We start from the raw sequence: 21,749 nt of genomic DNA on the forward strand, positions 1-21,749 counted from the left end.
AGGGCACAGCGGATTCGAGCCGCCGTTCGGGAGGGGATCAGTAGGCCGTGGTGACCGTGACGCCGCTGAACGCGGTCTGCGCGTACAGGCTGACGTACCGGTATCCGGCCGTGGTGTTGGTGACGGTGATGGCTTCGGTGTTCCCCGCGTTCGTCGAGCGGACGGTGTACGCCGACGGTCCCGCCCAGGTGGTGGGGTTGTAGTAGAGGTCCGCGTTGCCCGTGCCTCCGGCGGTGGTGATGCGCAGCGTGACGGTGCCGGCCGGCATGTACAGGTACAGGTAGTCCAGGTCGCCCGCCTTCGCGGAGCGCCCGGAGCGGGAGCAGTTGCGGTCCAGGACGCGGCTGTCGGCGTTCGTGCAGGTCGGCAGGGCGCCGCTGAGGGTCACGGCCTTGCTGCTGGTGGAGGTCAGGCCTTTGGCGTCGGTCACGGTCAGGGAGATCGTGTATGTGCCGGGGGCGGTGTAGGTCTTGGACGGGCCGGCCGCCGTGGACGTGGTGCCGTCGCCGAAGCTCCACGAACGGGCAGTGATGGTGCTACCGGTATCGGTGGAGCGGTCCGTGAGGTTCACGGTCAGTCCGGAGACGCTCGCGTCGAAGGCGGCGGTGGGGCCGTTGCCCGTACTGCCGCAGGCTCCGGCGGCGCAGGCGTCGAGCCAGGTGACGAAGTCGGCGTCATAGCGGGTGCCGATGCCGGTGTGGTAGACCGCGTATCCCCCGGCGTAGTCACCGGCGCGGAACTTGGCCAGCATGTTCTGCACGTCGACGGGGTGCTTCTCGATCATGTAGCGGGTGGCCAGATACCCCCATGGGTAGGTGCGCGACAGATTCGAGTTGGTGTAGGTGCTCTCCCACAGGGTGCTGAGCGCGTAGGTGTGCTGGGCCGCGTCGGCGATGGCCTCGGTGTCGGGCAGCCCGCGGTAGCTGTACGAGACGTACTCCGCGAAGCCCTCGATCCACCAGATGTCCGGCACGGCGTCTCCGGCCTTGAAGTCGCCGGCCATGTCGTAGCGTCCGTCGAGGTAGTGGGTGTACTCGTGGTTGAGGTTCCAGATGTCGCCCGGGAAGCCGTCGTTGACGCTCTTGACGTACGAGAGGAAGCGGGCCTGGTTGGCCGGATCGGAGGGGTTTCCCTCCAGGTATTCACCCCCGTTGTCGGTGCTGTTGCCGAAGATCCAGCCGGAGTAGGTCCGGTAGTCCTTGGGGCTCGCGAACGTGACGATCTCGATGTTCGCGTTGTGGTCGTCGGCGACGGGCCCGTTGTCCTTGACGATGCTGTGGAAGTACGCGTCCTGGCCCTGGAGGCTGGTACAGGCGGCGGTGAGCGCCGCGTTGGTGAGGGACTGGGCGCGGAAGGTGTGGGCGGCGTCGCACCGGTAGGTGATCGGCAGCGCGGCGGCGGTGAGCCGGCCGACGAAGTCGCACGTCCCGTAGTACGAACACTGGGCTCTGTCGTAGGTGTCGGTCATGGCGGCGACCCCGACCCACAGGGGCGCTGTCGCACCGGTGACGGCGGAATCCCCGAGGAGCCCCTTGGCGAGCGGCCTCACCTTGGCCTGTAGCGCCGGGGTGTCGAGGAAGCGGGCGGTCTCGGTGCCGGCGTTGGAGTCGAGGTAGAACCAGGTGTCGTTCAGCTTGTCGCGGTGGTTGTGCGCGAACGTGCTCAGCGTGTCGATGAGGCTCGTGTCGGCGGTCACGGCCTTGAGGAACGCCGGGTTCCAGTGGCCGCGGAAGATCGGGGTGAACACGTCGTTGACGGCGGTGTCCATGCTCCAGTACGCGTCGTAGGAGCTGTTGTAGCCGTTGAGCACCCGCTGGTACGTCTTCAGATAGCGGGCCTGCTCGTCGGCGCTGTCCGTCAGGATGACGACCTCGCCCATGACGTCGCCGTTGGCGGAGCTCACGTCCATGAAGTGCGGGGACGCGAAGAAGGTGTCCAGCGCGGCCTCGGTCGCCGAGGAGAGCGTCGCCCCGTACGGCCCGACGTCCGAGGCGTGGTTGAACTGCACGTAGTACCCAGCGCGCAGGAACAGCACGAGCTGCCACACATGGGTGGAGTTGTCGCCGGGGTAGGTCCGTGCGGTGTTCTGGAACGCGTTGGCGACGGTGACCATCTGCACCTCGCGGAACGCGTTGCGGGCGTCGGTGCCGGTGAGGGCGAACAGGGTGTTCACGCAGTCCGTGGTCGATGCCTGGACGAACGCCACGAGGGCCGATCCGCTGCGGCTGCCGAAGTCGGCCGGCGTGCAGGAGGCCGCGGTCAGGCCCTCCGCATGGCTCGGCTTCGACGGGGCGGTACGGGTGGGGACCGGGTTCTGCGGCGGCCGGTGTGAGGCGTCGATCGGGGTCCGGCGTTCATCGGCGCGGTCGGACACGGCCGTCTTCGATCCGGCCGGCGGCGGGGCGGTGTGCGCGCCGGCCGCGGGCCGCGGGGCCGGCCCTCGGTGCTCGACCGCGGCGGCGTGACCGGCCGGGGTGAGCACGGCTATCGAGAGACACAGCGCGAGCGCGAGTATGAGCAGGCCGCCAAGGCTTTGTCCTGGTCTGACTGTTGGGGTCTTCACGTGCCGCCTCCCAGCGGAGTGAAAGCCGCGCTGCCGCGCGCGGCGGTGGGGGGTAGCCCGCAGGCCACCGGACTCCTCCGCCGGGCCGCCTCTGTACGTACGGACGTCCCGGCGCAGGCTCCGATGACCCACGGACTGTTGTTCCGTTGGCTTGAACGCGACGTGGGGTGGTCGCAGCCAGCAAAATTGCACATGTCACATGGCTTGGGAAGGGAGCGCGGGTAAAGCAGCCGCAATACCCGGCAGTTGAGGAATCCCGACGGACGCGTGGGGCGCCTGCGACGAACGGGACCCACGGGGAGCCAACGGCAGTGCTCAGCTGGGTGTTTGGGTCCGGGGTACGCGGCGGCGGTGAGGAAGGAGCGACCGGGTGACGGGCTGAGGGGCGGATGCGCCGAGGTGTTGGGATCAGCTCCAGGTCCGGCGGAGCCGAAAGGTCTTTTCCAGCCAAGCGGGCTTGTTATATACGTCAGGTGCGGTGGGTGTGCTGATCCGTATCGGCTCAGGAAGGCGTGGGGGGCCCAAGCGGCAGGTGAGCCAGGCCGCGCAAGCGGGGGGCACCGGTTGCGTCAAAGGGCCTGTGCGGGGGTGGTCTTCTTGCGGGCGCGGTATGCCGCTGCCTTGATCTTGTTGCCGCAGGACTCCATCCCGCACCACTGCCGACGCATGCCGCGCGATCGGTCGATGTAGGTGCGGGTGCACTCCGGGTTGCCGCACTCCTTGAGCAGGGGCACGTCCGGCCCGTTCAGGAGCTCGATGGCGTGCCGCGCCACCAGGGAGAGAGCTTCCTCCGGGGTCGCCTGCGTCCATCGCCCCGAGGGGGTGAGCTGGGGCACCGCCGACGGCCTGCGTGCCGCGTTGTTGAGTACGGTCAGTGCGGCGCCGTCGTATTTCTCCGCGAGCCTTCGGGCGGTGACCAGCTGGTACATGGCTTCCCGTACGGTGGTCGCCTCCTCGACATCGGCCTCCCGGCAGGGGGAGACCGCGTCGACGATGCCGGATTCCACGTACCACGCGTTCAGCCTGTCCGGCTCGGCGAACATCTCGAAACGCAGCGAGCGGCGCGCCCGGAGGGTGGCGACGAAGTCGAGTGCCGGGTTCCCGCAGACGAAGACATGATCGAGATTCACATCACCATTTTGACAGGTGACGACAGAGCGTCGCAAGCCTCGCCGCACGCCGGGAAACTGGGCCGCTCACAGGCCCAGGTCGACGGCGAGGCAGGAGAAGGACCTCCACGAGGCCTCCGCATTGAAGGCATACCGGGTCGGGTCGGGCGGCGTCGCGACCTTCTCCTCGACCATGTCCTCCTGGCGAATCCGGTCGGGCAGGCTGCCGAACCGTGCTCGACGTGCCGCCGCGGCGTTGTCCGTCGTGCGGGTGCTCTCCATGGCTGGACTCCGTTCGGTCGTGGGGATGTGGCCTCGGTGGCAGATGGCGCTCGCGGATCAGGTCCCGCGCGTCACCCTGCTGTCAGGTGACGGTGGTGTCACATGCTGTCCGCGTCGAGGACGGCCTGGGCGAAGGCGGCGGGCGCCTCCTGCGGCAGGTTGTGACCGATCCCCGTGAGGGTGCGGTGCTCGTACGCACCGGGGAACCTGTCCCGGTACGAGGTGCCGTTGCCCGGAGCCGTGAAGGGATCCCGCTCGGCATCGAGAGTGATGGTGGGAACCCCGATGAACGGCCGGGCGGCGAGCCGCTTCTCCAGCGCGTCGTAACGGCGTTCCCCGTCCGCGAGGCTCAGCCGCCACCGGTAGTTGTGGATGACGACGGCCGCGTAGTCGGGATTGTCGAAGGCCGCGGCCGTACGCTCGAAGGTCGCTTCGTCGAAGGCCCAGGTCGGGGAGACCGTCTCCCAGACGAGTCTGGTCAGATCTCGTCGCAGGCCCTCGTCCTCCATGGCCTGCCGGCCTCGCTCGGTGGCGAAGTAGTACTGGTACCACCAGGTGTGTTCGGCCTTCGCGGACAACGGCTTCAGGTTGGCCTCGCGACTCGTGATGAGGTACCCGCTCACCGACACGAGGGCCTTGCAGCGGTCCGGCCAGAGCGCAGCGATGATGTCGGCGGTCCGCGAGCCCCAGTCGAAGCCGGCCAGGACGGCCTTCTCGATCTTCAGGGCGTCCATGAGGGCGACGATGTCGAGTGCGATGGCGGACTGCTGGGCGTTGCGGAACGTCCGGCCGGAGAGGAAGCGTGTCGTGCCGTGGCCACGCAGGTACGGGACGATGACCCGGTAGCCCGCCTCGGCCAGGATCGGCGCGACATCGACGTAGCTGTGGATGTCGTACGGCCAGCCGTGCAGACAGATGACGGCGGGACCGTGGGCGGGCCCCAGCTCGACATAGCCGACGTTCAGCAACCCGGCCCTGATCTGCTTCGGCCGACTGAACGCGGTGTGCGGGCCGGTCGCCACCGCCGGGGCGGAGTCCGGGGCCGAGTCCGGGGCCGTGGGCTCGTGCAGCGGGGCGGCGGACGCGGCCTGCGGACCGTGCGGCCCGGTGAGGGAGAGGGCAGCCGCACCCGTCCCCAGCCCTATCGCCTTGCTGAAACCACGCCTGTTGATCATGTGAAGCCCCCTCGTCCGTTCACGTGTACGGCGATGCGCGATGACCTGACTTTCGCACGGGATGCGTCACCGGTCAAGACGGTGACGCATCCCGGGCCCGATCCTGGTGCAGCACAAATCTGACCGTCGGCGTGCTGGTTACCGCGCACAATGACGCGCGACAGAGTCACCCTTTGAACGAGTGATGAACGTGCTCCCTGGAGCGGGCAGGGCCCGGCCGCCCCAAGTCGGACGGCCGGGCGCCTGCCGGGCTACTCCGGCTGCTGCGGCGCCCCGGCCTTGATCACCGAGAAGCTCCCGCCCTGCGGGTCCGCGAGCACCGCCATACGGCCGGCGGCCATGTCGAACGCCGGAGCGAGCACCGATCCACCCGCGCGCACGGCGGCGCTCTGGATGCTGTCGACGTCGTCCACGCCGAAGTACGGCATCCAGTTCGGCGGGACTCCCGGCGGGAGAGCGGCGAGGTCCATCATGCCGCCGATCGCGCGTCCGCCGACCTTGAACTCGATGTAGCCCTCGGCGCCCGCCATCTGGGTGGGTGCGGCCTCAAGCGGCAGGACCGCCCCGTAGAACTCGGCGGCGGCGCGGGTGTCGCCCGTGTTCAGTTCGTTCCAGATGAGAGCGCCGTGCTCGTTGACGATGCCCGCGCCGTCGAAGGTGCCGGCCTGCCACAGGCCGACGACGGCGCCGGTCGGGTCGGCGATGACGGCCATCCGGCCGAGGTCCATGACGTCCTGCGGGCCCATCACCACCGTGCCGCCCGCGTCGGTGACGGCTTTGACGGTGGCGTCGACGGAGTCGGTGGCCAGGTACGTGGTCCACGCGGTCGGCGGCATCGGGTCGGGCACGGAGCCGTCAGGGCCCATCGCCTTCATGATTCCGGCGACCGGCTTGCCCTTGAGGAGGCATACGGAGTAGCCGCCGGTCTCCGGCGAGCCGATTTCTCCCTGCCAGCCGAAGAGATCGCAGTAGAAGTCGAGGGCTGCCTGCTGGTCGGGGACCATCAGGTCGATCCAGCAGGGGGTGCCGGGCTTGTAGGGACCGGTTTTGTCGGGCACGGATGCCTCCGGGGGAGGTGGTGGGGTCGGACGGGGCGTTCTGTACCCGGCCCCCGGACCGCCAACCGAGCCGAACGGATGAACGGTGGCGCAGCGCGCCCGGTGGGCGGCGGCGCGCCGGGTCACCACGACGACGGGCCCGCCCCGCTCGTTGCCGCGCCCCTACGGATGGCCGACGGCGCGCGGCACCGCCGCCACTCCCCCGCCCACGCGTCCCCCTACTTCACTCACTCCCACTCCCAGCGCATCGCCTGGAACCCCGGCCCCGGGTCCTCCACGGTGAACGCGGCGCGGCCCGACGCGCTGATCCAGACCTGTTCGGCGGGGTGCATGGGGCCGCCCGCTGTGGTGCCGGAGTAGCGGTGGCAGCGGACCGGGACGGCGTCGGGGTGGAACTGGACCTCAAGGGTGTAGAGCCGGGCGGGCGCGCGGAAGCCGGTGCCGACCTCGCTGGTGCGGGCACCGGTGGTCGAGAAGGCGTAGGTGTACTCGATCACGTCGGTCTCACCCTTGGTGAGCACCCGGTCGAGGAGCAGTTCCGCGACGGACAGCGGCACGGACGTATCTGAACGCACCCGCCCTTTACGGGCATTGCGGATACCGACGATCTCGGGCAGGTCGCGCTGCGGGTCGTCGCCCCGGCTGATCAGCACCAGCCGGTCGACCCGCTCGTGCTCGGCGCGCAGCACCATGGTGACGGTCAGCCGTCGCTCGGCGCCGTTCTCGTCGATCTCGTACCGGTCGTGCACGGCGAGCCGGGTCAGTCCGTCGTCGGTGGAGCCCATCGCGTCGAGCAGGCCGGGCAGGCTCTTGTACTGCTGCCACAGGTGCTCCGTATCCAGGGTCTGGGGCGCGCGGTTGACCCAGCGTCCGCGCGGGCGCTGCGGGCCGAGCAGGGAGACCAGGGAGTCGGTTGGCAGGCCGAGCAGTTCCTCCAGGAGCCGTACGGCCTGGCGGGACTGGGGGCGTTCCGGGCGGCTCCGGCCGCGTCGCCAGTAGCTGAGCGTGGTCACGCTGACCGCGACCCCGCGGGCCGCCAGCCGGTGCTGGATGCGTTCCAGACTGAGGCCACTGGCGCGCACCGCACAGTCGAGCGCGGTCTCGAACGGGCCGTGGCGCAGGGCGTCGGCCAGTTCGGGCAGGGGGGCTTGAGTGGGCACAGGTGATCCGTCCTGCGTGCCGTGCGGGGTTATCACATGCTAGCGACTTCCGGCCAAACGGCGGGTGACGCAGGTCACGATCTGAACAGTCTTGACGGAGGCCCCGGTTGCGCCGGGAGGATCACCGACCGTTCGGTCAGGTCTCCGCACACACGCCCATCAGGGCAGGAAACAGCGGGGACACATGCCCGTTACTTGTCATGCTCGTTTCACAGGGCTGCTTATTAAACAGTATTGGCATCTCATTGCCCCGGAGACCCAAATCCCGCCATTCTCCGGCCTCATGAAACGATCTGTGTTCGTCGGCACGCTGTCCCTCGCGGTCAGCGGCCTTCTGATAGCCGGTGCGGGTACCCCCGCCTCCGCCGCCAAGGGCCCCCGAGCCGTCTCGCCGAAGGTGAGCAAGACGCAGGCCCTGCGGGATGCCACCGCCGAGGTGGCCGCCAGCCCCCATGCGGTCCGGGCCGGCGTCCACGACACCTTCGTGGCGCACGACGTGACCGTCGACAAGGACGGCACCCGCCACGTCCACCTGGACCGTCGCTACCAGGGCCTGCCGGTCCTCGGCGGTGACGTCATCGTGCACTCGGCCCCCAACGGTGAGCTGAGCTCGACCTCGCTCACCCTCAAGGCCCCGCTGTCGCTGTCGGTGACGCCGAAGGTCAGCAAGGAGCGCGCGGTGGCCGTGGCCGTCGCGAAGTTCAAGGGCACCAGGAAGGGCAGCAAGGCCGATCTCGTCGTCGACGCGACCGCGGCCACGCCGACGCTCGCCTGGCAGGTCGTCGTCGACGGCACCGCCCCCGACGGCTCGCCCAGCCACGTCCACACGCTGGTCGACGCGACGACCGGCAAGGCCGGGAAGTCCTGGAACACCTTCCACAGCACGGTGGTGCCGGGCCAGACCGCCACCGCGCCGCAGACCTCCTCCCTCGCCGGCGCCGCCGCCTCGGGCACCGGCCACGGCTACCAGGTCGGCGACGTGACGCTGGGCACGAGCAGCGTCTCCGGCGGATACGAGCTGAAGGACCCGACCCGCGGTAACGGGGAGACGCGGGACGCCCAGAACAAGACCGTCACCAACGACTCGCCGCCGGCCGGCTGGGGCGCCGCGTTCACCGACACGGACAACGTGTGGGGCAACGGCACCCTCAGCGACCGCGCCACGGTCGCCGTGGACGCCCACTACGGCATCCAGGCCACCTGGGACTACTACAAGAACGTCCACGGTCGCAACGGCATCAAGAACGACGGTGTCGGCGCCCGTTCCTTCGTCCACTACGGCGTCAACTACGCCAACGCGGGCTGGGACGACGACAGCTTCAGCATGATCTACGGCGACGGCGCCTCGGGCCAGAAGCCGTTCACCGAGCTGGACGTGGCCGGCCACGAGATGAGCCACGGCGTCACCGCCGCCACCGCCGGCCTGAACTACTTCGGTGACGCGGGCGGCATGAACGAGTCCACCTCGGACATCTTCGGCACGCTGGTCGAGTTCAACGCCAAGAGCCCCGCGGACACGCCCGACTACCTCATCGGCGAGAAGATCGGCTCCACGCCGCTGCGGTACATGGACGACCCGAAGAAGGACGGCGTCTCCCAGAGCTGCTGGACCACCAACACCAAGAACCTGGACCCGCACTACTCGTCGGGCGTAGGCAACCACTGGTTCTACCTGATGGCGGTCGGTTCCGGCTCGTCCAGCTACGGCAACAGCCCGACCTGCGACGGCGGTACGGTCACCGGCCTCGGCAACGACGCCACCGGCAAGATCTGGTACCGCGCGCTCACCACGTACCTGACGGCCGCCTCCACGTACGCGGACGCCCGTACCGCGACCATCAAGGCCGCGACCGACCTGTACGGCGCCAGCAGCACCCAGTGCACCACCGTCGAGAAGGCCTGGAGCGGCGTCGCCGTCGCCCCCACGGGCACCACCTGCGGCGGCGGGACCACGCAGCCGCCGAGCGGCTCCAACCTGCTGCTCAACCCGGGCTTCGAGTCGGGCGCGACGAACTGGTCCGCGTCCTCCGGTGCCATCACCAATGACACCGGCGCCACCGCCCACGCCGGCTCGTACTACGCCTGGCTCGACGGCTACGGCTCCTCCCACACCGACACCCTGTCCCAGTCGGTGACCATCCCGGCGACGGCCGCGGCCCCGAAGCTCTCCTTCTGGCTCGCGATCGACACCAAGGAGACCGGCAGCACCGCGTACGACACCCTCAAGGCGCAGGTCGTCTCCGGCACCACGACGACCACCCTGGCGACGTACTCCAACGCCACGCCGAGCGGCTACGTCCAGCGCACCCTCGACCTGTCCGCCTTCAAGGGCAAGACGGTCACCATCAAGTTCACCGGCGCCGAGGACTCCTCGCTGGCCACCAGCTTCCTGATCGACGACACCTCGGTCACGACCGGCTGATCCGGCGCACCACACGGCACCGGCCCCGATCAACGGCCCGGACGGGATGCCCCCAACGCCCCGTCCGGGCCGTTTCGTGCCTGGAGACTCGCGTATGCGGCTGAGCGTCCGGGCCATGGTCGCGTACGGGCCGTCCGCGATGAGATGACCAGGTCACCCGGTGCGACGGGTCACCACGGTCGGAGCGGTCGTGTGAATGCCACGCGGAGGGTTCTATGAGTCACCCGGAGATGTCTCGCAGCACTGGCGCGTCCGACGACGATGTGTCCGTACGGATGCCGGCAGGACCGCCCGGCGCGGACCCCCGCTCCCCGCGGCTCTCCGCACTCCCCCCACGGGACGGCCGGGACCGGTTGACGGGGTTGCTTCTGGGCGTCGCCGCCGTCGCGATGGGTCTGATGGCGGGGCTCTTCTTCGCTTTCGACGTATCCGTCATGCCGGGCCTGGCGAGAGGCGACGACCGTACGTATGCCACGGCCATGCGGAACATCAACGCCGTCATCGACGGCAGCGGCCCGTTCGCCCTGGTCTTCCTCGGCACACTGGCGGTCACCGCGTGGGCGGCGGTCCGCGCCTTCCGCGAGCAGCGGCGGCCGATGGGATGCTGGCTCCTGGCGGCAGCGCTGTGCTACCTGGCCGTACTGGCCTTGACCATGGGGATCAACATCCCCCTCAACAACCGGCTGGCCGACCTGGGCCGCCCCGGGCCCACCACCGACTATTCGGTGGTCGCGGACTTCAAGGGCACCTGGGAGACGGCCAACATCTTCCGAACGCTGCTGTGCCTCGGCGCCCTGAGCGGCATCGTGCGCGCCCTGCTGCTGCACGGCCGCGCCACGCCCCGGCCCGGCAGCCGCTCCGTTTCTTCGCAGCCCTAGGCCATAGGCCGCTCCCGCACCGCGACGGCCCGGGCTCCCATGGGGACCGGGCCGTCGGGTGGTCGGGCAGGGGCGCGGGCGCCTAGAGCCGGCGAGGCGTCAGATCATCAGCAGGAGTCGCGTGTGCGGCACGAGCTTCCGGTTCACGCTGGTGCTCTGCACGAAGATGGTGAAGTCGTCGTTGTGGTCGGGCTTGACGCGGGCTTCCGCGTCCGGCAGACCGAGCAGGGCCCGGGCCTCGGGCCCCGTGTACACCCGGTCCGTCTTCTTCTCCAGCACGGCGATCTGCTTGCGCGCCTGGATCTTCTCCGACTTGCTGAGCTGGTAGAACGCGCAGCCCGTACGGTAGGTGTGTCCGCATTCGACGACCCAGTCGCGTATCGCCGCCTCGCGCGCCACCGGGATCAGCTGGTACGTGGAAGGGTCCACCGGCGCGAGACCGGCCGCCTTGATGGTGTCCTTGTTGACGGCGTCGGCGCCCGTGGAGAACACCGCCCGCGAGCCCCGGATGCCCTGGGCGCGGCCCACCATGAAGTTCTCGGTGGCCTGCTGGATGACCTGTCCGGCCTCCTCCAGGCCCCGTGTGCTGGTGGCGTCCCAAATGGCGATGTTGTCCTTGGGGAAGCCGCACTGCATGGCCTCGCGCTTGCCCATCTGGTCCGGCACCAGAACGGCCAGCGTCCAGTTGTCCTGCTGTGTCTCCATCATCTCGGCGACGGCCTTGATCAGGGCGCGCGGATCCCTGCTGGGGGCGTCGGGGCTGCGATGGCTCGCGTTCTCCTGCCCGTCGGTGAGCACGAACGTCAGGAAGCTGTGGTCGCCGTACAGTTGCGCCGTCTGCGCGAGCTCCCGCTGCGACTTCAGGGCCGCGGCCAGCAGAGCCGTCATCCCGCCCACCCGGTACAACTGCTTCAGGGACGGCATCCGCAGCACGTCCTTGTCGTAGATCACACACTCGACCGTGTCCGCGAAGACGTACACCGTGACGCGGGTCTCCTGCTCCAACTCCCTTGAGCGGCGGGCGAGATACGCGATCTGCTGGTCGGCGACCTCGACGACCTTGCCGCTCAGGTGCGACATGGATGAGCTGGCATCCAGCACGAGAGCGACGTGGTTGATGTAGTTCTGGTTTCCGGACATGACGAGTCCCCCCTCTTTCTCGGATTCGATACGTCGATCCTCCCACCCACCACTGACAATCGATCTTGGTCCGGGTTCGGGGACGGCCCTACGCCCGGGGACCTCCGGCGAGGGGGACGCCGGTGCGCCGGGCCTGCTCCACGGAGGCTCTGGAGTCGACGCTCCGGGCCGCCTCCTGAGGGATGCGGGCGGGTTGGGCCGGGTGGCCGGGCGGCGGGACGTATCCCGGCAGGCGCAGGGTGCCCCAGACATAGGGGTCGGCCTGGGCACTGCCGAAGGGGGACAAGGCCAGCCGCGTCCGACCGGTCCGGTCCCCGGTGTCGGAGTCGTAGAGGAGGACGTTGACGGCGAGGTGTCGGGGATCGACGCCGGCCGGGAGGTCGGTGAGCGGAATCTTCACCTCCACCGAGTAGCCCCGGTACGGGTCGGTCACCGAGGAGGCAACGGCCATACCGGGAGCGGTGCTGCCCGCGGGTCCCTGGCGGTTGTCCGCGTCGCGCTCCACACAGGGCCCCCCGCCGCCCCTGGTGAAGGGCAGCACACCGGTTTTGAAGGTGGTCGAGGTGTCGTCGGAGTTGCCTCGCGGGTCGAGGGCGATCTCGACGGCGTCGGTCCGCCAGTGGCGTTTGCAGTCGGTCACGGCGTCCAGGGCGTACCCCTTGACGTCGTCGGCGACGCGGATCAGCACGTACAGGTCGTCAGCCCGGCGCGAGAAGCGGACATCCGCCGCGCAGTCCCTCTCGTCGGCGCACCGCTCGCCCTCCCAAAGGGTGAGGTGCGAGACCTGCCCGGGGTACTCGCCCGGGCCGGCCTCTCCGTCCACGACGGGAGTCCGCGCCACCGCGGGCGCGTCGGTGGAGGGGGTGGCCGGATAGGCGGGCTGGGCGTCGTTGGCGAGCCATGGCATGCGCACCCGCCGCGTCCAGGCACGGAAGTCGGCGTACAGCGGGCGCAGGCCCGGCTGATCCCGTGTGGCGGGAGCCTGGGGCGCGCGGTCGTCGGCCAGGACGGTCAGCCACTCGCAGGGGAGCTTCCGCCGGGGGGTCTCGACGGTCGGCGGAAGCGAGGCGAAACCCTGGGTGGCGTACTCGCGGGCGGCGTCCCGTTCGATCTGGGCCCATGTCCTGCCGTGGTGCCGGTGAGAAGTGACCCCGGTCCACGCACCGATGACGGGGAGCCCGGTGTGGGGGTCGCGCGCGTGCTGTTCGGCGCACTTCTGCCCCACCGGCCCCTGGAAGCCGCTGTTCTGGGCGAGCAGACGGGCCGGCTTCCACGCCGCGTACTTCTCCCGTGTGATCTGCTCGGGAAAGGCCTTCGGGTCGCCCGCGGCCCGGAACGCCTCGACGGCGAGACGCGCCGCTTCCTGGTGTCCTCCGTGCTGGCGGAACGGACGCGGGTCCATGACCACCACCTCTTGCGGAGTGGTCGCCCGGATCAGCCGCACGAGCCGCGAGAGGGTGTCCGTCGGCGGCTGCGGCGACCGGTTCCAGACGGCGGCGGTCAGCGGGGCGGACAGGGTGTACCAGAAGTCGGGCTTGTCGAGATAGAAGACGTTACGGATGCCGGCGTGCCGTACCGCCTTGCGTTCCTCGCCCTCACGGATCATCCCGAGAGCAGCGCCCTCCTCGGGGCCGACGGCGTTCCCGCCGCCCTCACCCCGGGTGATGGTGACCACGCCGGTGCTGAGCCCACGCCGCTCCCCCCATTGACCGAAAGTGGCCAGCAGCGGGGACTCGTCGTCCGGGTGGGCTCCGACGAACAGGACGTCGGTGTGCGCCGGGGCCACCCTGCCAGGGGCGGCGACGGCCGCCGGTGGACCCACTCGCGCGGTGTCCGCGACCGCGGGCAGCACGCTTCCGACCACGCCGAGGGCCGTACACCCCGCCCACAGCCCATGTCGGAGCCTCGATCTCAACAAGGCAGCCCCTTCCTTTGCGCTCAGTGTGCGACGAGCCGCACCGCATGTCACCGGCCACCGCATGTCTCCGGCCAGCCTGCCGGACAGGGGCTGCCTCTTCCCTTAAGGAGGGCGCGAATTCGGCCCGCGTCGCGACGGCCGCGGCGGGCTGTGGGGCACCGCGCTCGCCAGCCGTTACGGTCTTCGGATGACCGGACTCGAACGCGACCCCTCGCACTCCACCCGCGAGGCCTACGACGCCATCGCCACCACCTACGCGCAGTTGTTCCACGACTCCCTGCGCGACCGCCCTTTGGAGCGTGCCCTCCTCAGCGCCTTCGCGGAGCTGGTGTCGACGAGCGGCGGCGAGGGACGGGTCGCGGACCTCGGGTGCGGCCCGGGCTACGTCACGGCCCATCTTCAGGGGCTGGGGCTCAACGCCTTCGGCATGGACGCCTCCCCCGTGATGGTCGGGCTCGCCCGTGAGGCCCACCCCGGGCTGCGGTTCGAGGTCGGCTCGATGGCCGCGCTGGACATCGAGGACGACGCGCTCGACGGCGTGCTCGCGCGATGGTCCGTCATCCACACCCCGCCACGGGAGCTGCCCGCCGTGCTCGCCGAGATCGCCCGGGTCCTGGCCCCCGGCGGCCACGTGCTGATCGCGTTCCCCGCCACGGACGGCCCGCACGACGAGCCCCGGGCCTACGACCACACGGTGGCCACGGCTTACCGCTGGTCCCCCGACCGCCTCGCCGAACTTCTCGCTGACCACGGCCTGAAGGAGTCGGCCCGCCTCGTGATGGAGCCGAAGCCCACTGACCAACGTCAGTTCCAGGAGGTCCAGCTCCTCGCGCGGAAGACGCGGTCCGAAGAGCCGCTCGGCGAGACGGCGTGACCGCGCCGGCGGCCCGGATCGTTCATCCACGTACCAGCGCGTAGGGGGCGGGTTGGGCGCGCCGAGCAGGAGGGCGTTCCGCGCGGGTACCTGGGCGGATGAGCGGGGAGAGCCTCCTTCCTGTGGGACATGCCGCCCCGGTGAGACACGCCGTCCCCGGGGTAACCGCGCCCCATGGCGAGCTGGCATCTTCACGGGCGACAGGACAACGGCAGCGACGACGCGGCGCCGAGGGAGGCCGGCCCGGCGCCGGAGGTGGCGGAGGCGGCGCCGGATGCCCCGGTGAAGCTGCCCAAGCGCGCGTGGGTCGCCGTACTCAAAGGCAGCCTGCGGGAGTTCACGGACGACGAGCTCAGCGACCGCGCGGCGGCGCTCACGTACTACAGCGTGCTGTCGCTCTTCCCCGCGCTGCTGGTCCTGGTCTCGCTGCTCGGCATCACGGGCAGGTCGACCACCGACAAGGTGCTGCACAACGTCCAGCGGTTCGCGCCCGGCTCGGCCCGGGACCTTCTCACCGACGCGGTGCGGAAACTGCAGGACAGCGCGGGCCTGGGCTCGGTGATGGCCGTCGTCGGTCTCGTGCTCGCGGTGTGGTCGGCGTCGGGCTATGTCGCCGCGTTCATCCGTGCGGCGAACGCGGTCTACGAGATGCCCGAGGGCCGGCCCGTCTGGAAGGTCCTCCCCGTACGGATCGGGCTGACCGTGGTCCTGATGGTCCTGGCGGTGCTCAGCGCGCTGATCGTGGTCTTCACCGGAAGCGTGGCCCGCCATGTGGGTACCGCCCTCGGTGTCGGCAGTGCCGGTCTGTCGGTGTGGTCGGTCGCCAAGTGGCCCGTGCTGGCCGCCCTCGTCACCCTCATGATCGCGCTCCTGTACTGGGCGGCCCCGAACGCCAAGGTGAAGGGCGTCAAGTGGGTCACCCCGGGCAGTCTCCTGGCCCTGCTGATCTGGATGATCGCCTCCGCCGCGTTCGCGTTCTACGTCGCCCACTTCGCTTCGTACAACAAGACCTATGGTGCGATGGCGGGCGTGATCGTCTTCCTGGTGTGGCTGTGGATCACCAATCTGGCGATTCTGCTGGGGCTGGAGTTCGACGCGGAGATCGTGCGCCAGCGGGCGATCGCCGGTGGGATGCCGCCGGACGAGGAGCCGTACGCGCAGCCGCGCGACACCAGGACATGGGACGAGGAGGACCGGCGCCGGCTGCGGAACGCCTGACCGCCACCCCACCGGGCCCCTCGGGCACCCCGCGCATCTCTCCAGCGGGGGCGCACCATTGCCGGGCGTAGTACGGCGAAGGCGTGAAAGGCATCCCGGGCGCCCGGTATCTTTGCGACACCCCAATAGTGCGCCCCCCTTCCATCGCTCGACAAGAGTTCACCAAGCGTGCTGATGGAATCGTTCCGCCCACCACGCGAACAGGAATCCGTTCCTGTTCGGCGCCGCCCGTGGTCCGGACCTGAAATGCCTCCGCATTCCTCTCGCGGCCCGACGGTCGGATAATCATATGACGTTCGACGCCCTTGCCTTCCCCTGCTGACCTGCGAATACCGTTGCACCTGATCGCCTCCCGGCTCTCCGGGTGGTGATGACGTTCAGTCAGAGGAAAAAGAAGGAGTCGTCATGAAGAAGGCGTACGAAGCTCCGACGCTCGTCCGACTGGGTTCTTTCCGGAAGGAGACGGGACTTCTGCAGTTCAGCGGAAACGACCGCCTCATTCTCAGCAAGAACTGACGGTCGACGGTACGTCCATTCGACGTCATGACTGACACGCACGCAGGTGCGGGTCCGGGCCGCGGCGACGCGCACTTCGTGGTCCTTCCGGACCGCGAGGACGCCGCCGCCGCGGCCCGCCTCTTCACCCGCCCCGGAACCCGTACCCTGCCCCACGCCTCGGGACGCCCCTGGCTGATCGGCCGGTGGCACGACGACGAGATCGTGACCGCCCAGGCAGGACATACGGCCCTCGCCGCCATCGGCTGCTGCCCGCTCGACGGCCCCCGACTGCGCGGCCACGCGGGGCAGTTGCGCGGCCTCACCCAGCTCGACGCGCTGGCCCGCTCCACCGCCGGCAGCTTCCATCTGGTGGCCGCGCACGACGGCCGCCTCCGTGTCCAGGGCACCGCGTCCGGACTGCGGCTCGTCTTCCACGCGGAGATCGGCGGCGTACGCGTCGCCGCCACCCGGGCCGACATCCTCGCCGCCGCCCTCGGCCGGGAGCCGGACGTCGAACAGGTGGCGGTCAGGCTGCTGTGGCCGGTCCCCCATCCGTTGCAGGAGGCACCGCTGTGGAAGGGCATCACCGCGGTGCCCCCGCAGGACGCCCTCGTCGTCGCGGCGGACGGCCGGTCCACCCGCCACGCGCGCTGGTGGACACCGCCCGAGCCGGTCCGCTCGCTCTCCGCCGGGGCCGCCCTGGCCCGCGACGCACTCGCCGACGCCGTCCACGCCCGTACCCGGCAGGGCGGCACGGTCAGCTGCGACCTGTCGGGAGGCCTGGACTCCACGTCCATCTGCTTCCTGGCCGACCGCTCCCCCGCCCACGTCGTGGCCAGCACCTGGCCCGGACGCGATCCCGCCGACACCGATCTGCACTGGGCCCGGCAGGCCGCCGAATTCCTGCCGGACGTCGAACACGTCGTCTGGGACGCCAACGCCTCGCCGCTCGTCTACACCGATCTGCTCACCATCGACGACCTGCTCGACGAACCGACCATCGGCGTCATGGACCGCTCCCGGGTGCTGCACCACCTTCCCGCCATGGCCGAGCGGGGCAGCCGTCTCCATCTGACCGGTATCGGCGGCGACCATGTCGCCTGGTGCTCCGAGGCGTACTACCACCGCCTTCTGCGCACCCGCCCGCTGTTCGCCGTGCGCCAGCTCCGGGGCTTCCGTGCCCTGTGGCAGTGGCCGCTCGCCGGGATGGCACGCACCCTGAGCGACTCCCGGCCGTACGGCAGGTGGCTGGCGGACTCCGTCGGTCACCTGCGCGGCCCCCTTCCCGACACCGTCAGCGGCGCCCTCGGCTGGGGCGGGGAGCCACGTCTGTTCGACTGGGTGACACCCGAGGGCGAGCGGCTGGCCGCGCGGGCGCTGCGCGCCGCGGCCCAGGACGCCCGGCCCCTGCACCGCGACCGCGGACTGCACGCCGACCTGGAGCAGATCCGCTCCTGCACCCGCATCATCCGCCAGTGGGACGCGATGGCCGCCAGGGCCGGCGTTCCGATGGCGTCACCGTTCCTGGACGACCGCGTCATCGAGGCGTTCCTCTCGGTCCGGCCCAGCGAACGGGTGTCGCCCTGGCGGTACAAACCCCTGCTGGCCGCCGCCATGCGGGACGTCGTCCCGCAGGTGTGTCTGCGGCGCAGCAACAAGGCCGCGGCGTCCATGGACGCCTCCAACGGGCTGCGCGAGCACCGCGCCGATCTCCTCGCGCTGTGGGAGGACTCGCGACTGGAACAGCTCGGCCTGGTGAACGGCGACGCGCTGCGCGCTCTCGCCCAGCGGCCCGCCACGCCCGGACTGCGGCAGGCCATCCTCTACTCCACGATCGCCGCCGAGGTGTGGCTGCGCGGTCTGCCGCGCACCGCGCGGACCTGGGCCACCACCTCCATCTGACCCCCAAGTGAAAGGCAGGCACGCCATGGCACTGCGGTTCGCCGCCGACATCTCCACCGCACAGACCGACTACGGAACCGTCCTCCTCGACGAACGCAGCGGTCACTACTGGGAGTTGAACCCCACCGCCACGCTGATCGTCGAGACGCTGCTCGCCGGCAAGGACGAGGCGGCGGCGGCCGACGCGGTCGTCGCGGAGTTCGACATCGACCGGGAGCGGGCGCGGCAGGACGTCATCCAGCTGGTCGGCGAACTGCGCGCATCGGGACTCGCCGCATGACCACGCCCAGCGCGCTCGAACGCCCCTCCGGCGTGCCCTTCGTACGGAAGCTGGGCGCGCGGCTGGTCCTGCTTCCCGCCGTGGTGCTCTCCCTGCTGCCGCCGCGTCGCATCCGCCGCGTCCTGAACGTGCTGCGCCGCGGCGCCGCGCCCGCGACGGCCACCGAGGCGAAGAACGCCCGCGACGCGGTGTGCGCCGTGAGCCTGCGCTGCGCCGGGCCCCGGGGGTGCCTGCCGCGTTCCCTGGGCGCCGCGCTGCTGTGCCGGCTGGGCGGCACCTGGCCGACCTGGTGTACGGGAGCGCGGGTCGTACCGCCCTTCACCGCACACGCCTGGATCGAGGCCGACGGCCATCCGGTCGATGAAGGAGTGCCCGACGACTACTTCACCCGGTTGATGGCGGTCACCCCGGTGAGCCAGCGCGCTCGATGACCCGCCCCGAGGCACAGGGCCCCGACCGTACGACGCGGGGCGCGATCGCCACCATGTTCCGTCTCACCGCCGGACACCGCGGCGCCATGGCCGTCGCCACGGCCCTGACACTGGCGGGCTCCGCCCTGGGGCTGGCCCAGCCGCTCGTCGCCAAGCGCATCGTGGACGCGAGCGGCGCGGACGCGGCCTTCTGGTCGACGCTGGCGCTCCTGGGCGTGCTGTTCACCCTCGAAGCGGTCACCGGCGCCGTGGGCCGCTATCTGCTGGAGCGCATGGGCGAGGGCATCGTGTGCCGGCTGCGGCACGGCCTGGTCCGGCATCTGCTCCGGCTGGAGATGAAGGAGTACGACCGCCACCGCAGCGGCGACCTCATCTCCCGGGTCACCTCCGACACCACCCTCCTGCGGGAGGTGGTGGCCCAGGCACTGGTCGACCTGGGCACGGGCGCCGTCGCGGCGGCGGGCGCGATCGCCCTGATGATGTGGCTGGACCCGCTCCTGCTGCTCCTGGTCACCCTCACGGTGGCCGCCGCGGCGGTGATCGTCGCGTCCCTGCTCAAGGGCATCAGGGCCGCGTCCGAGCACATGCAGAACGCGGTCGGTGCCATCGCCGCCGAACTGGAGCGCGCGCTGGGCGCGTTGCCGATGGTCCGCGTACACCGGGCGGAGGACCGCGAGGCGGCACGGATCGGCGAGCGGGTCGACGAGGCCTACCGCGCGGGGGTACGGACCGCTCAGCTCGCCTCGGTGATGAGCCCCGCCGTCGAACTCGCCGTCCAGGGCTCCTTCCTGCTCGTCCTGGTCATCGGCGGCCTGCGGGTGAACGGCCGCACCGGCTCGCTCGGCGACCTGGTCGCCTTCCTGCTGTACGCCTCGTACCTGGTTCTGCCCCTGTCGTCGGTCTTCCGGGCCGTCGGTCTCATCCAGCGCGGTATGGGCGCCTACCAGCGGGTGGCGGAGGCCCACAGCCTCCCCACCGAGCCGGAACCGACTCCGCAGCCCGCCCGGCCCCGGGAGCGCGCCCGCCCCGCGCCGCCCGCCGCGCACGCGTCCCCGCGGCCGAAGGCGGCCCTCGCGCTCCAGGACGTCCACTTCGGCTACCAGCCGGACCGGCCCGTGCTGCGCGGTGTCTCCTTCACCGTGCCCCACCGCCAGCAGGTCGCCCTGGTCGGACGGTCGGGAGCGGGCAAGACCACCCTCTTCGCACTGGTCGCGCGGTTCTACGAGCCCGACGCGGGAACCCTGCTGTTCGACGGCCGGCCCACGACCGAGCTGAGCCGCGACCGGTGCCGCGCGCACATCGCCGTGGTCGACCAGAACACCCATGTCGTCCACGGCACCCTGCGCGACAACATCACGTACGCGGTACCGCACGCCGGTGACGCCGAGATCCGCCGGGTCATCGAACTCGCCCAGCTCGAAGGGGTGGTACGTCGTCTGCCCGGCGGTCTTTCGGGTGTCCTCGGCGAGCGCGGCGCGACGCTCTCCGCGGGGGAACGGCAGCGGGTCGCCCTGGCCCGCGCCCTGCTCGCCCGGCCCTCCCTGCTGCTGCTCGACGAGCCGACCTCACACCTCGACGCCATCAATGAGGCAGCCCTCACCACGGTCATGCGGGAAGCCGCCCAGGAGTGCGCCCTGCTGGTCATCGCGCACCGTCTGTCCACCGTCCGCCACGCGGACCGGATCGTCGTCCTGGAGGGCGGCCGGGCCATCGCCTGCGGGCGCCACGAGGACCTGCTCACCACCAGCCCCGCCTACCGCGAACTCGCCGCCGGTCAGATGCTCACGCCCGGCCCGCCCCTGCCGTCCGCCGCGCGGAACGGCGGCCCTCAGATGTACGCCGAGGGCACCGATCCCCGCGCCGGACACCCCGGCCGCGACTGACGATTTGGGGCCCCTGACTTTGGCGGTTCGGGGTCCCTCACTGCCCGGCGCCCAGCGCCGCGAGGCGCTTGCGGGCCGCGTGCAGGGAACGGCCGCGCGGGGCGTCGTGCCAGGGGTCGTGCTTGAGGAGCTCGTCGACGGTGGAGACCGTCCAGCGACGCGCGGTGAGGTCCGGGGCGTCCAGGTCCTCCCAGGCCAGCGGCGCGGCGACGGGAGCGCCGGGGAGGGCCCGTACGGCGTAGGGAACGACCGCGGTCTGGGCGTATCCGTTGCGCTGGATGTCCAGGTAGAGACGGTCTCCCCGGGCCTGCTTGCGGGCCTGGGTGGTCAAATGGTCGGGATGGCGGGCGGCGAGGAGTCCGGCGACGTCAACGGCGAACGCGCGGACCTCGTCGAAGGACGCGCGCCGGTCAAGGGGCACCGAGACGTGCAGACCGCGCGAGCCGGTGGTCATCAGCGTCGCGGGAAGCTCCAACTCGTCCAGCAGCTCACGGGTCCACCGGGCCGCGTCCCGTACGGGAGTGAAGTCGTCACCGTGCGGGTCGAGGTCGAAGACGAGCCGGTCGGGGTGGTCGGGGCGGTCGACCCTGGACAGGAAGCGGTGGAGCGTCAGGCACGCCTGGTTGGCGAGGTAGACCAGGGTCGCGGTGTCGTCGCAGACCGTGTAGGTGACGGTGCCGTCCTCCTTGGGCAGCTCCGCCCGGTGGATCCAGTCGGGGAAGTGTTCCGACACCTCCTTCTGCATGAAGGCCGGGCCGTCGACACCGTCCGGGTGGCGTTCGAGCATGAGCGGGCGGTCACGCAGATGCGGCAGCATGCGCCGGGAAACCGTGCGGTAGTAGTCGACCAGGTCGGCCTTGGTGATGCCGTCCTCGGGGAACAGCACCTTGTCCGGGCGGCTGATCTCCACCGTGTGCCCGCCGACGCGGATGCTCCTTGACGTGGTCGTGGTCATCAC

18 protein-coding genes are annotated in these 21,749 nt (G+C 70.6%); 9 read left to right on the forward strand and 9 right to left on the reverse strand.

The features are described 5' to 3' along the window. Positions 1-37: 37 nt before the first annotated feature. The 6 genes from ACZ5ID_RS10240 to ACZ5ID_RS10265 form a co-directional block, all read right to left on the reverse strand. The gene (locus ACZ5ID_RS10240) at positions 38-2,374 is read right to left on the reverse strand and encodes a collagenase (protein WP_468895478.1); all 2,337 of its coding nucleotides are present in this window, start codon (positions 2,372-2,374) and stop codon (positions 38-40) included. Between the two features lie 758 nt (positions 2,375-3,132). After that, on the reverse strand, positions 3,133-3,693 hold the full coding sequence (locus ACZ5ID_RS10245; RefSeq protein WP_468895481.1) for a CGNR zinc finger domain-containing protein: 561 nt from the start codon (positions 3,691-3,693) through the stop codon (positions 3,133-3,135). 66 nt (positions 3,694-3,759) lie between these two features. Further along, complete coding sequence (locus ACZ5ID_RS10250; protein ID WP_468895484.1) at positions 3,760-3,954, reverse strand: hypothetical protein; 195 nt, start codon at positions 3,952-3,954, stop codon at positions 3,760-3,762. A gap of 98 nt (positions 3,955-4,052) precedes the next feature. Continuing rightward, positions 4,053-5,129, reverse strand: coding sequence for an alpha/beta fold hydrolase (locus tag ACZ5ID_RS10255; RefSeq protein ID WP_468895487.1), 1,077 nt, complete (start codon positions 5,127-5,129; stop codon positions 4,053-4,055). 251 nt (positions 5,130-5,380) lie between these two features. Further along, entirely contained in the window at positions 5,381-6,187 is an 807-nt protein-coding gene (locus tag ACZ5ID_RS10260; protein ID WP_468895490.1) for a VOC family protein, read from the reverse strand. Between the two features lie 227 nt (positions 6,188-6,414). Continuing rightward, positions 6,415-7,347 (reverse strand): hypothetical protein, encoded by a 933-nt coding sequence (locus ACZ5ID_RS10265; protein ID WP_468895493.1) that lies wholly within the window; start codon positions 7,345-7,347, stop codon positions 6,415-6,417. Positions 7,348-7,630: 283 nt separating this feature from the next. Here ACZ5ID_RS10265 and ACZ5ID_RS10270 point away from each other — a divergent pair, with 283 nt between their 5' ends. Together ACZ5ID_RS10270 and ACZ5ID_RS10275 are read left to right on the forward strand one after the other, a co-directional pair. Further along, a complete protein-coding gene (locus ACZ5ID_RS10270; protein ID WP_468895496.1) occupies positions 7,631-9,769 on the forward strand; it encodes a M4 family metallopeptidase in 2,139 nt (712 codons plus the stop codon). Between the two features lie 230 nt (positions 9,770-9,999). Further along, entirely contained in the window at positions 10,000-10,647 is a 648-nt protein-coding gene (locus tag ACZ5ID_RS10275; RefSeq protein ID WP_468895499.1) for an anthrone oxygenase family protein, read from the forward strand. A gap of 99 nt (positions 10,648-10,746) precedes the next feature. On the opposite strand, the gene ACZ5ID_RS10280 is transcribed toward ACZ5ID_RS10275, so the two are convergent. Beyond that, the gene (locus tag ACZ5ID_RS10280) at positions 10,747-11,787 is read right to left on the reverse strand and encodes a vWA domain-containing protein (RefSeq protein WP_468895502.1); all 1,041 of its coding nucleotides are present in this window, start codon (positions 11,785-11,787) and stop codon (positions 10,747-10,749) included. Between the two features lie 88 nt (positions 11,788-11,875). Beyond that, the gene (locus ACZ5ID_RS10285) at positions 11,876-13,651 is read right to left on the reverse strand and encodes a sugar-binding protein (RefSeq protein WP_468895505.1); all 1,776 of its coding nucleotides are present in this window, start codon (positions 13,649-13,651) and stop codon (positions 11,876-11,878) included. A gap of 241 nt (positions 13,652-13,892) precedes the next feature. Here ACZ5ID_RS10285 and ACZ5ID_RS10290 point away from each other — a divergent pair, with 241 nt between their 5' ends. The 7 genes from ACZ5ID_RS10290 to ACZ5ID_RS10320 all read left to right on the forward strand — a co-directional run bounded on the left by ACZ5ID_RS10290 (position 13,893) and on the right by ACZ5ID_RS10320 (position 20,791). Beyond that, entirely contained in the window at positions 13,893-14,579 is a 687-nt protein-coding gene (locus ACZ5ID_RS10290) for a class I SAM-dependent DNA methyltransferase (RefSeq protein ID WP_468895508.1), read from the forward strand. A gap of 174 nt (positions 14,580-14,753) precedes the next feature. After that, a complete protein-coding gene (locus tag ACZ5ID_RS10295) occupies positions 14,754-15,797 on the forward strand; it encodes a YihY/virulence factor BrkB family protein (protein ID WP_468895511.1) in 1,044 nt (347 codons plus the stop codon). Positions 15,798-16,202: 405 nt separating this feature from the next. Further along, positions 16,203-16,313, forward strand: coding sequence for a keywimysin-related RiPP (locus ACZ5ID_RS10300; RefSeq protein ID WP_468597127.1), 111 nt, complete (start codon positions 16,203-16,205; stop codon positions 16,311-16,313). Positions 16,314-16,340: 27 nt separating this feature from the next. Continuing rightward, positions 16,341-18,197, forward strand: a complete 1,857-nt coding sequence (locus ACZ5ID_RS10305; protein WP_468895514.1) for a lasso peptide isopeptide bond-forming cyclase — start codon at positions 16,341-16,343, stop codon at positions 18,195-18,197. Between the two features lie 25 nt (positions 18,198-18,222). Next, entirely contained in the window at positions 18,223-18,477 is a 255-nt protein-coding gene (locus ACZ5ID_RS10310) for a lasso peptide biosynthesis PqqD family chaperone (RefSeq protein WP_468895517.1), read from the forward strand. Beyond that, a complete protein-coding gene (locus ACZ5ID_RS10315) occupies positions 18,474-18,908 on the forward strand; it encodes a lasso peptide biosynthesis B2 protein (RefSeq protein ID WP_468895520.1) in 435 nt (144 codons plus the stop codon). The genes ACZ5ID_RS10310 and ACZ5ID_RS10315 overlap by 4 nt, the downstream gene beginning before the upstream one ends. Further along, a complete protein-coding gene (locus ACZ5ID_RS10320; protein WP_468895523.1) occupies positions 18,905-20,791 on the forward strand; it encodes an ABC transporter ATP-binding protein in 1,887 nt (628 codons plus the stop codon). The genes ACZ5ID_RS10315 and ACZ5ID_RS10320 overlap by 4 nt, the downstream gene beginning before the upstream one ends. A 37-nt stretch (positions 20,792-20,828) precedes the next feature. On the opposite strand, the gene ligD is transcribed toward ACZ5ID_RS10320, so the two are convergent. Continuing rightward, positions 20,829-21,746 carry a non-homologous end-joining DNA ligase gene (gene ligD / locus ACZ5ID_RS10325; RefSeq protein ID WP_468895526.1) on the reverse strand — a complete coding sequence of 306 codons (918 nt, stop codon included), beginning with the start codon at positions 21,744-21,746 and terminating at the stop codon, positions 20,829-20,831. Between the last annotated feature and the right edge of the window lie 3 nt (positions 21,747-21,749).

The organism is Streptomyces sp. NPDC031670, from assembly GCF_055580545.1.

What these genes read in the sequence shown, in the direction of transcription:
- ACZ5ID_RS10250 (WP_468895484.1), bottom strand. Translation starts at nt 3,954, where the DNA reads ATGGAGAGCACCCGCACGACGGACAACGCCGCGGCGGCACGTCGAGCA.
- ACZ5ID_RS10255 (WP_468895487.1), bottom strand. Translation starts at nt 5,129, where the DNA reads ATGATCAACAGGCGTGGTTTCAGCAAGGCGATAGGGCTGGGGACGGGT.
- ACZ5ID_RS10270 (WP_468895496.1), top strand. Translation starts at nt 7,631, where the DNA reads ATGAAACGATCTGTGTTCGTCGGCACGCTGTCCCTCGCGGTCAGCGGC.
- ACZ5ID_RS10275 (WP_468895499.1), top strand. Translation starts at nt 10,000, where the DNA reads ATGTCTCGCAGCACTGGCGCGTCCGACGACGATGTGTCCGTACGGATG.
- ACZ5ID_RS10280 (WP_468895502.1), bottom strand. Translation starts at nt 11,787, where the DNA reads ATGTCCGGAAACCAGAACTACATCAACCACGTCGCTCTCGTGCTGGAT.
- ACZ5ID_RS10290 (WP_468895508.1), top strand. Translation starts at nt 13,893, where the DNA reads ATGACCGGACTCGAACGCGACCCCTCGCACTCCACCCGCGAGGCCTAC.
- ACZ5ID_RS10295 (WP_468895511.1), top strand. Translation starts at nt 14,754, where the DNA reads ATGGCGAGCTGGCATCTTCACGGGCGACAGGACAACGGCAGCGACGAC.
- ACZ5ID_RS10300 (WP_468597127.1), top strand. Translation starts at nt 16,203, where the DNA reads ATGAAGAAGGCGTACGAAGCTCCGACGCTCGTCCGACTGGGTTCTTTC.
- ACZ5ID_RS10305 (WP_468895514.1), top strand. Translation starts at nt 16,341, where the DNA reads ATGACTGACACGCACGCAGGTGCGGGTCCGGGCCGCGGCGACGCGCAC.
- ACZ5ID_RS10310 (WP_468895517.1), top strand. Translation starts at nt 18,223, where the DNA reads ATGGCACTGCGGTTCGCCGCCGACATCTCCACCGCACAGACCGACTAC.
- ACZ5ID_RS10315 (WP_468895520.1), top strand. Translation starts at nt 18,474, where the DNA reads ATGACCACGCCCAGCGCGCTCGAACGCCCCTCCGGCGTGCCCTTCGTA.
- ACZ5ID_RS10320 (WP_468895523.1), top strand. Translation starts at nt 18,905, where the DNA reads ATGACCCGCCCCGAGGCACAGGGCCCCGACCGTACGACGCGGGGCGCG.
- ligD (WP_468895526.1), bottom strand. Translation starts at nt 21,746, where the DNA reads ATGACCACGACCACGTCAAGGAGCATCCGCGTCGGCGGGCACACGGTG.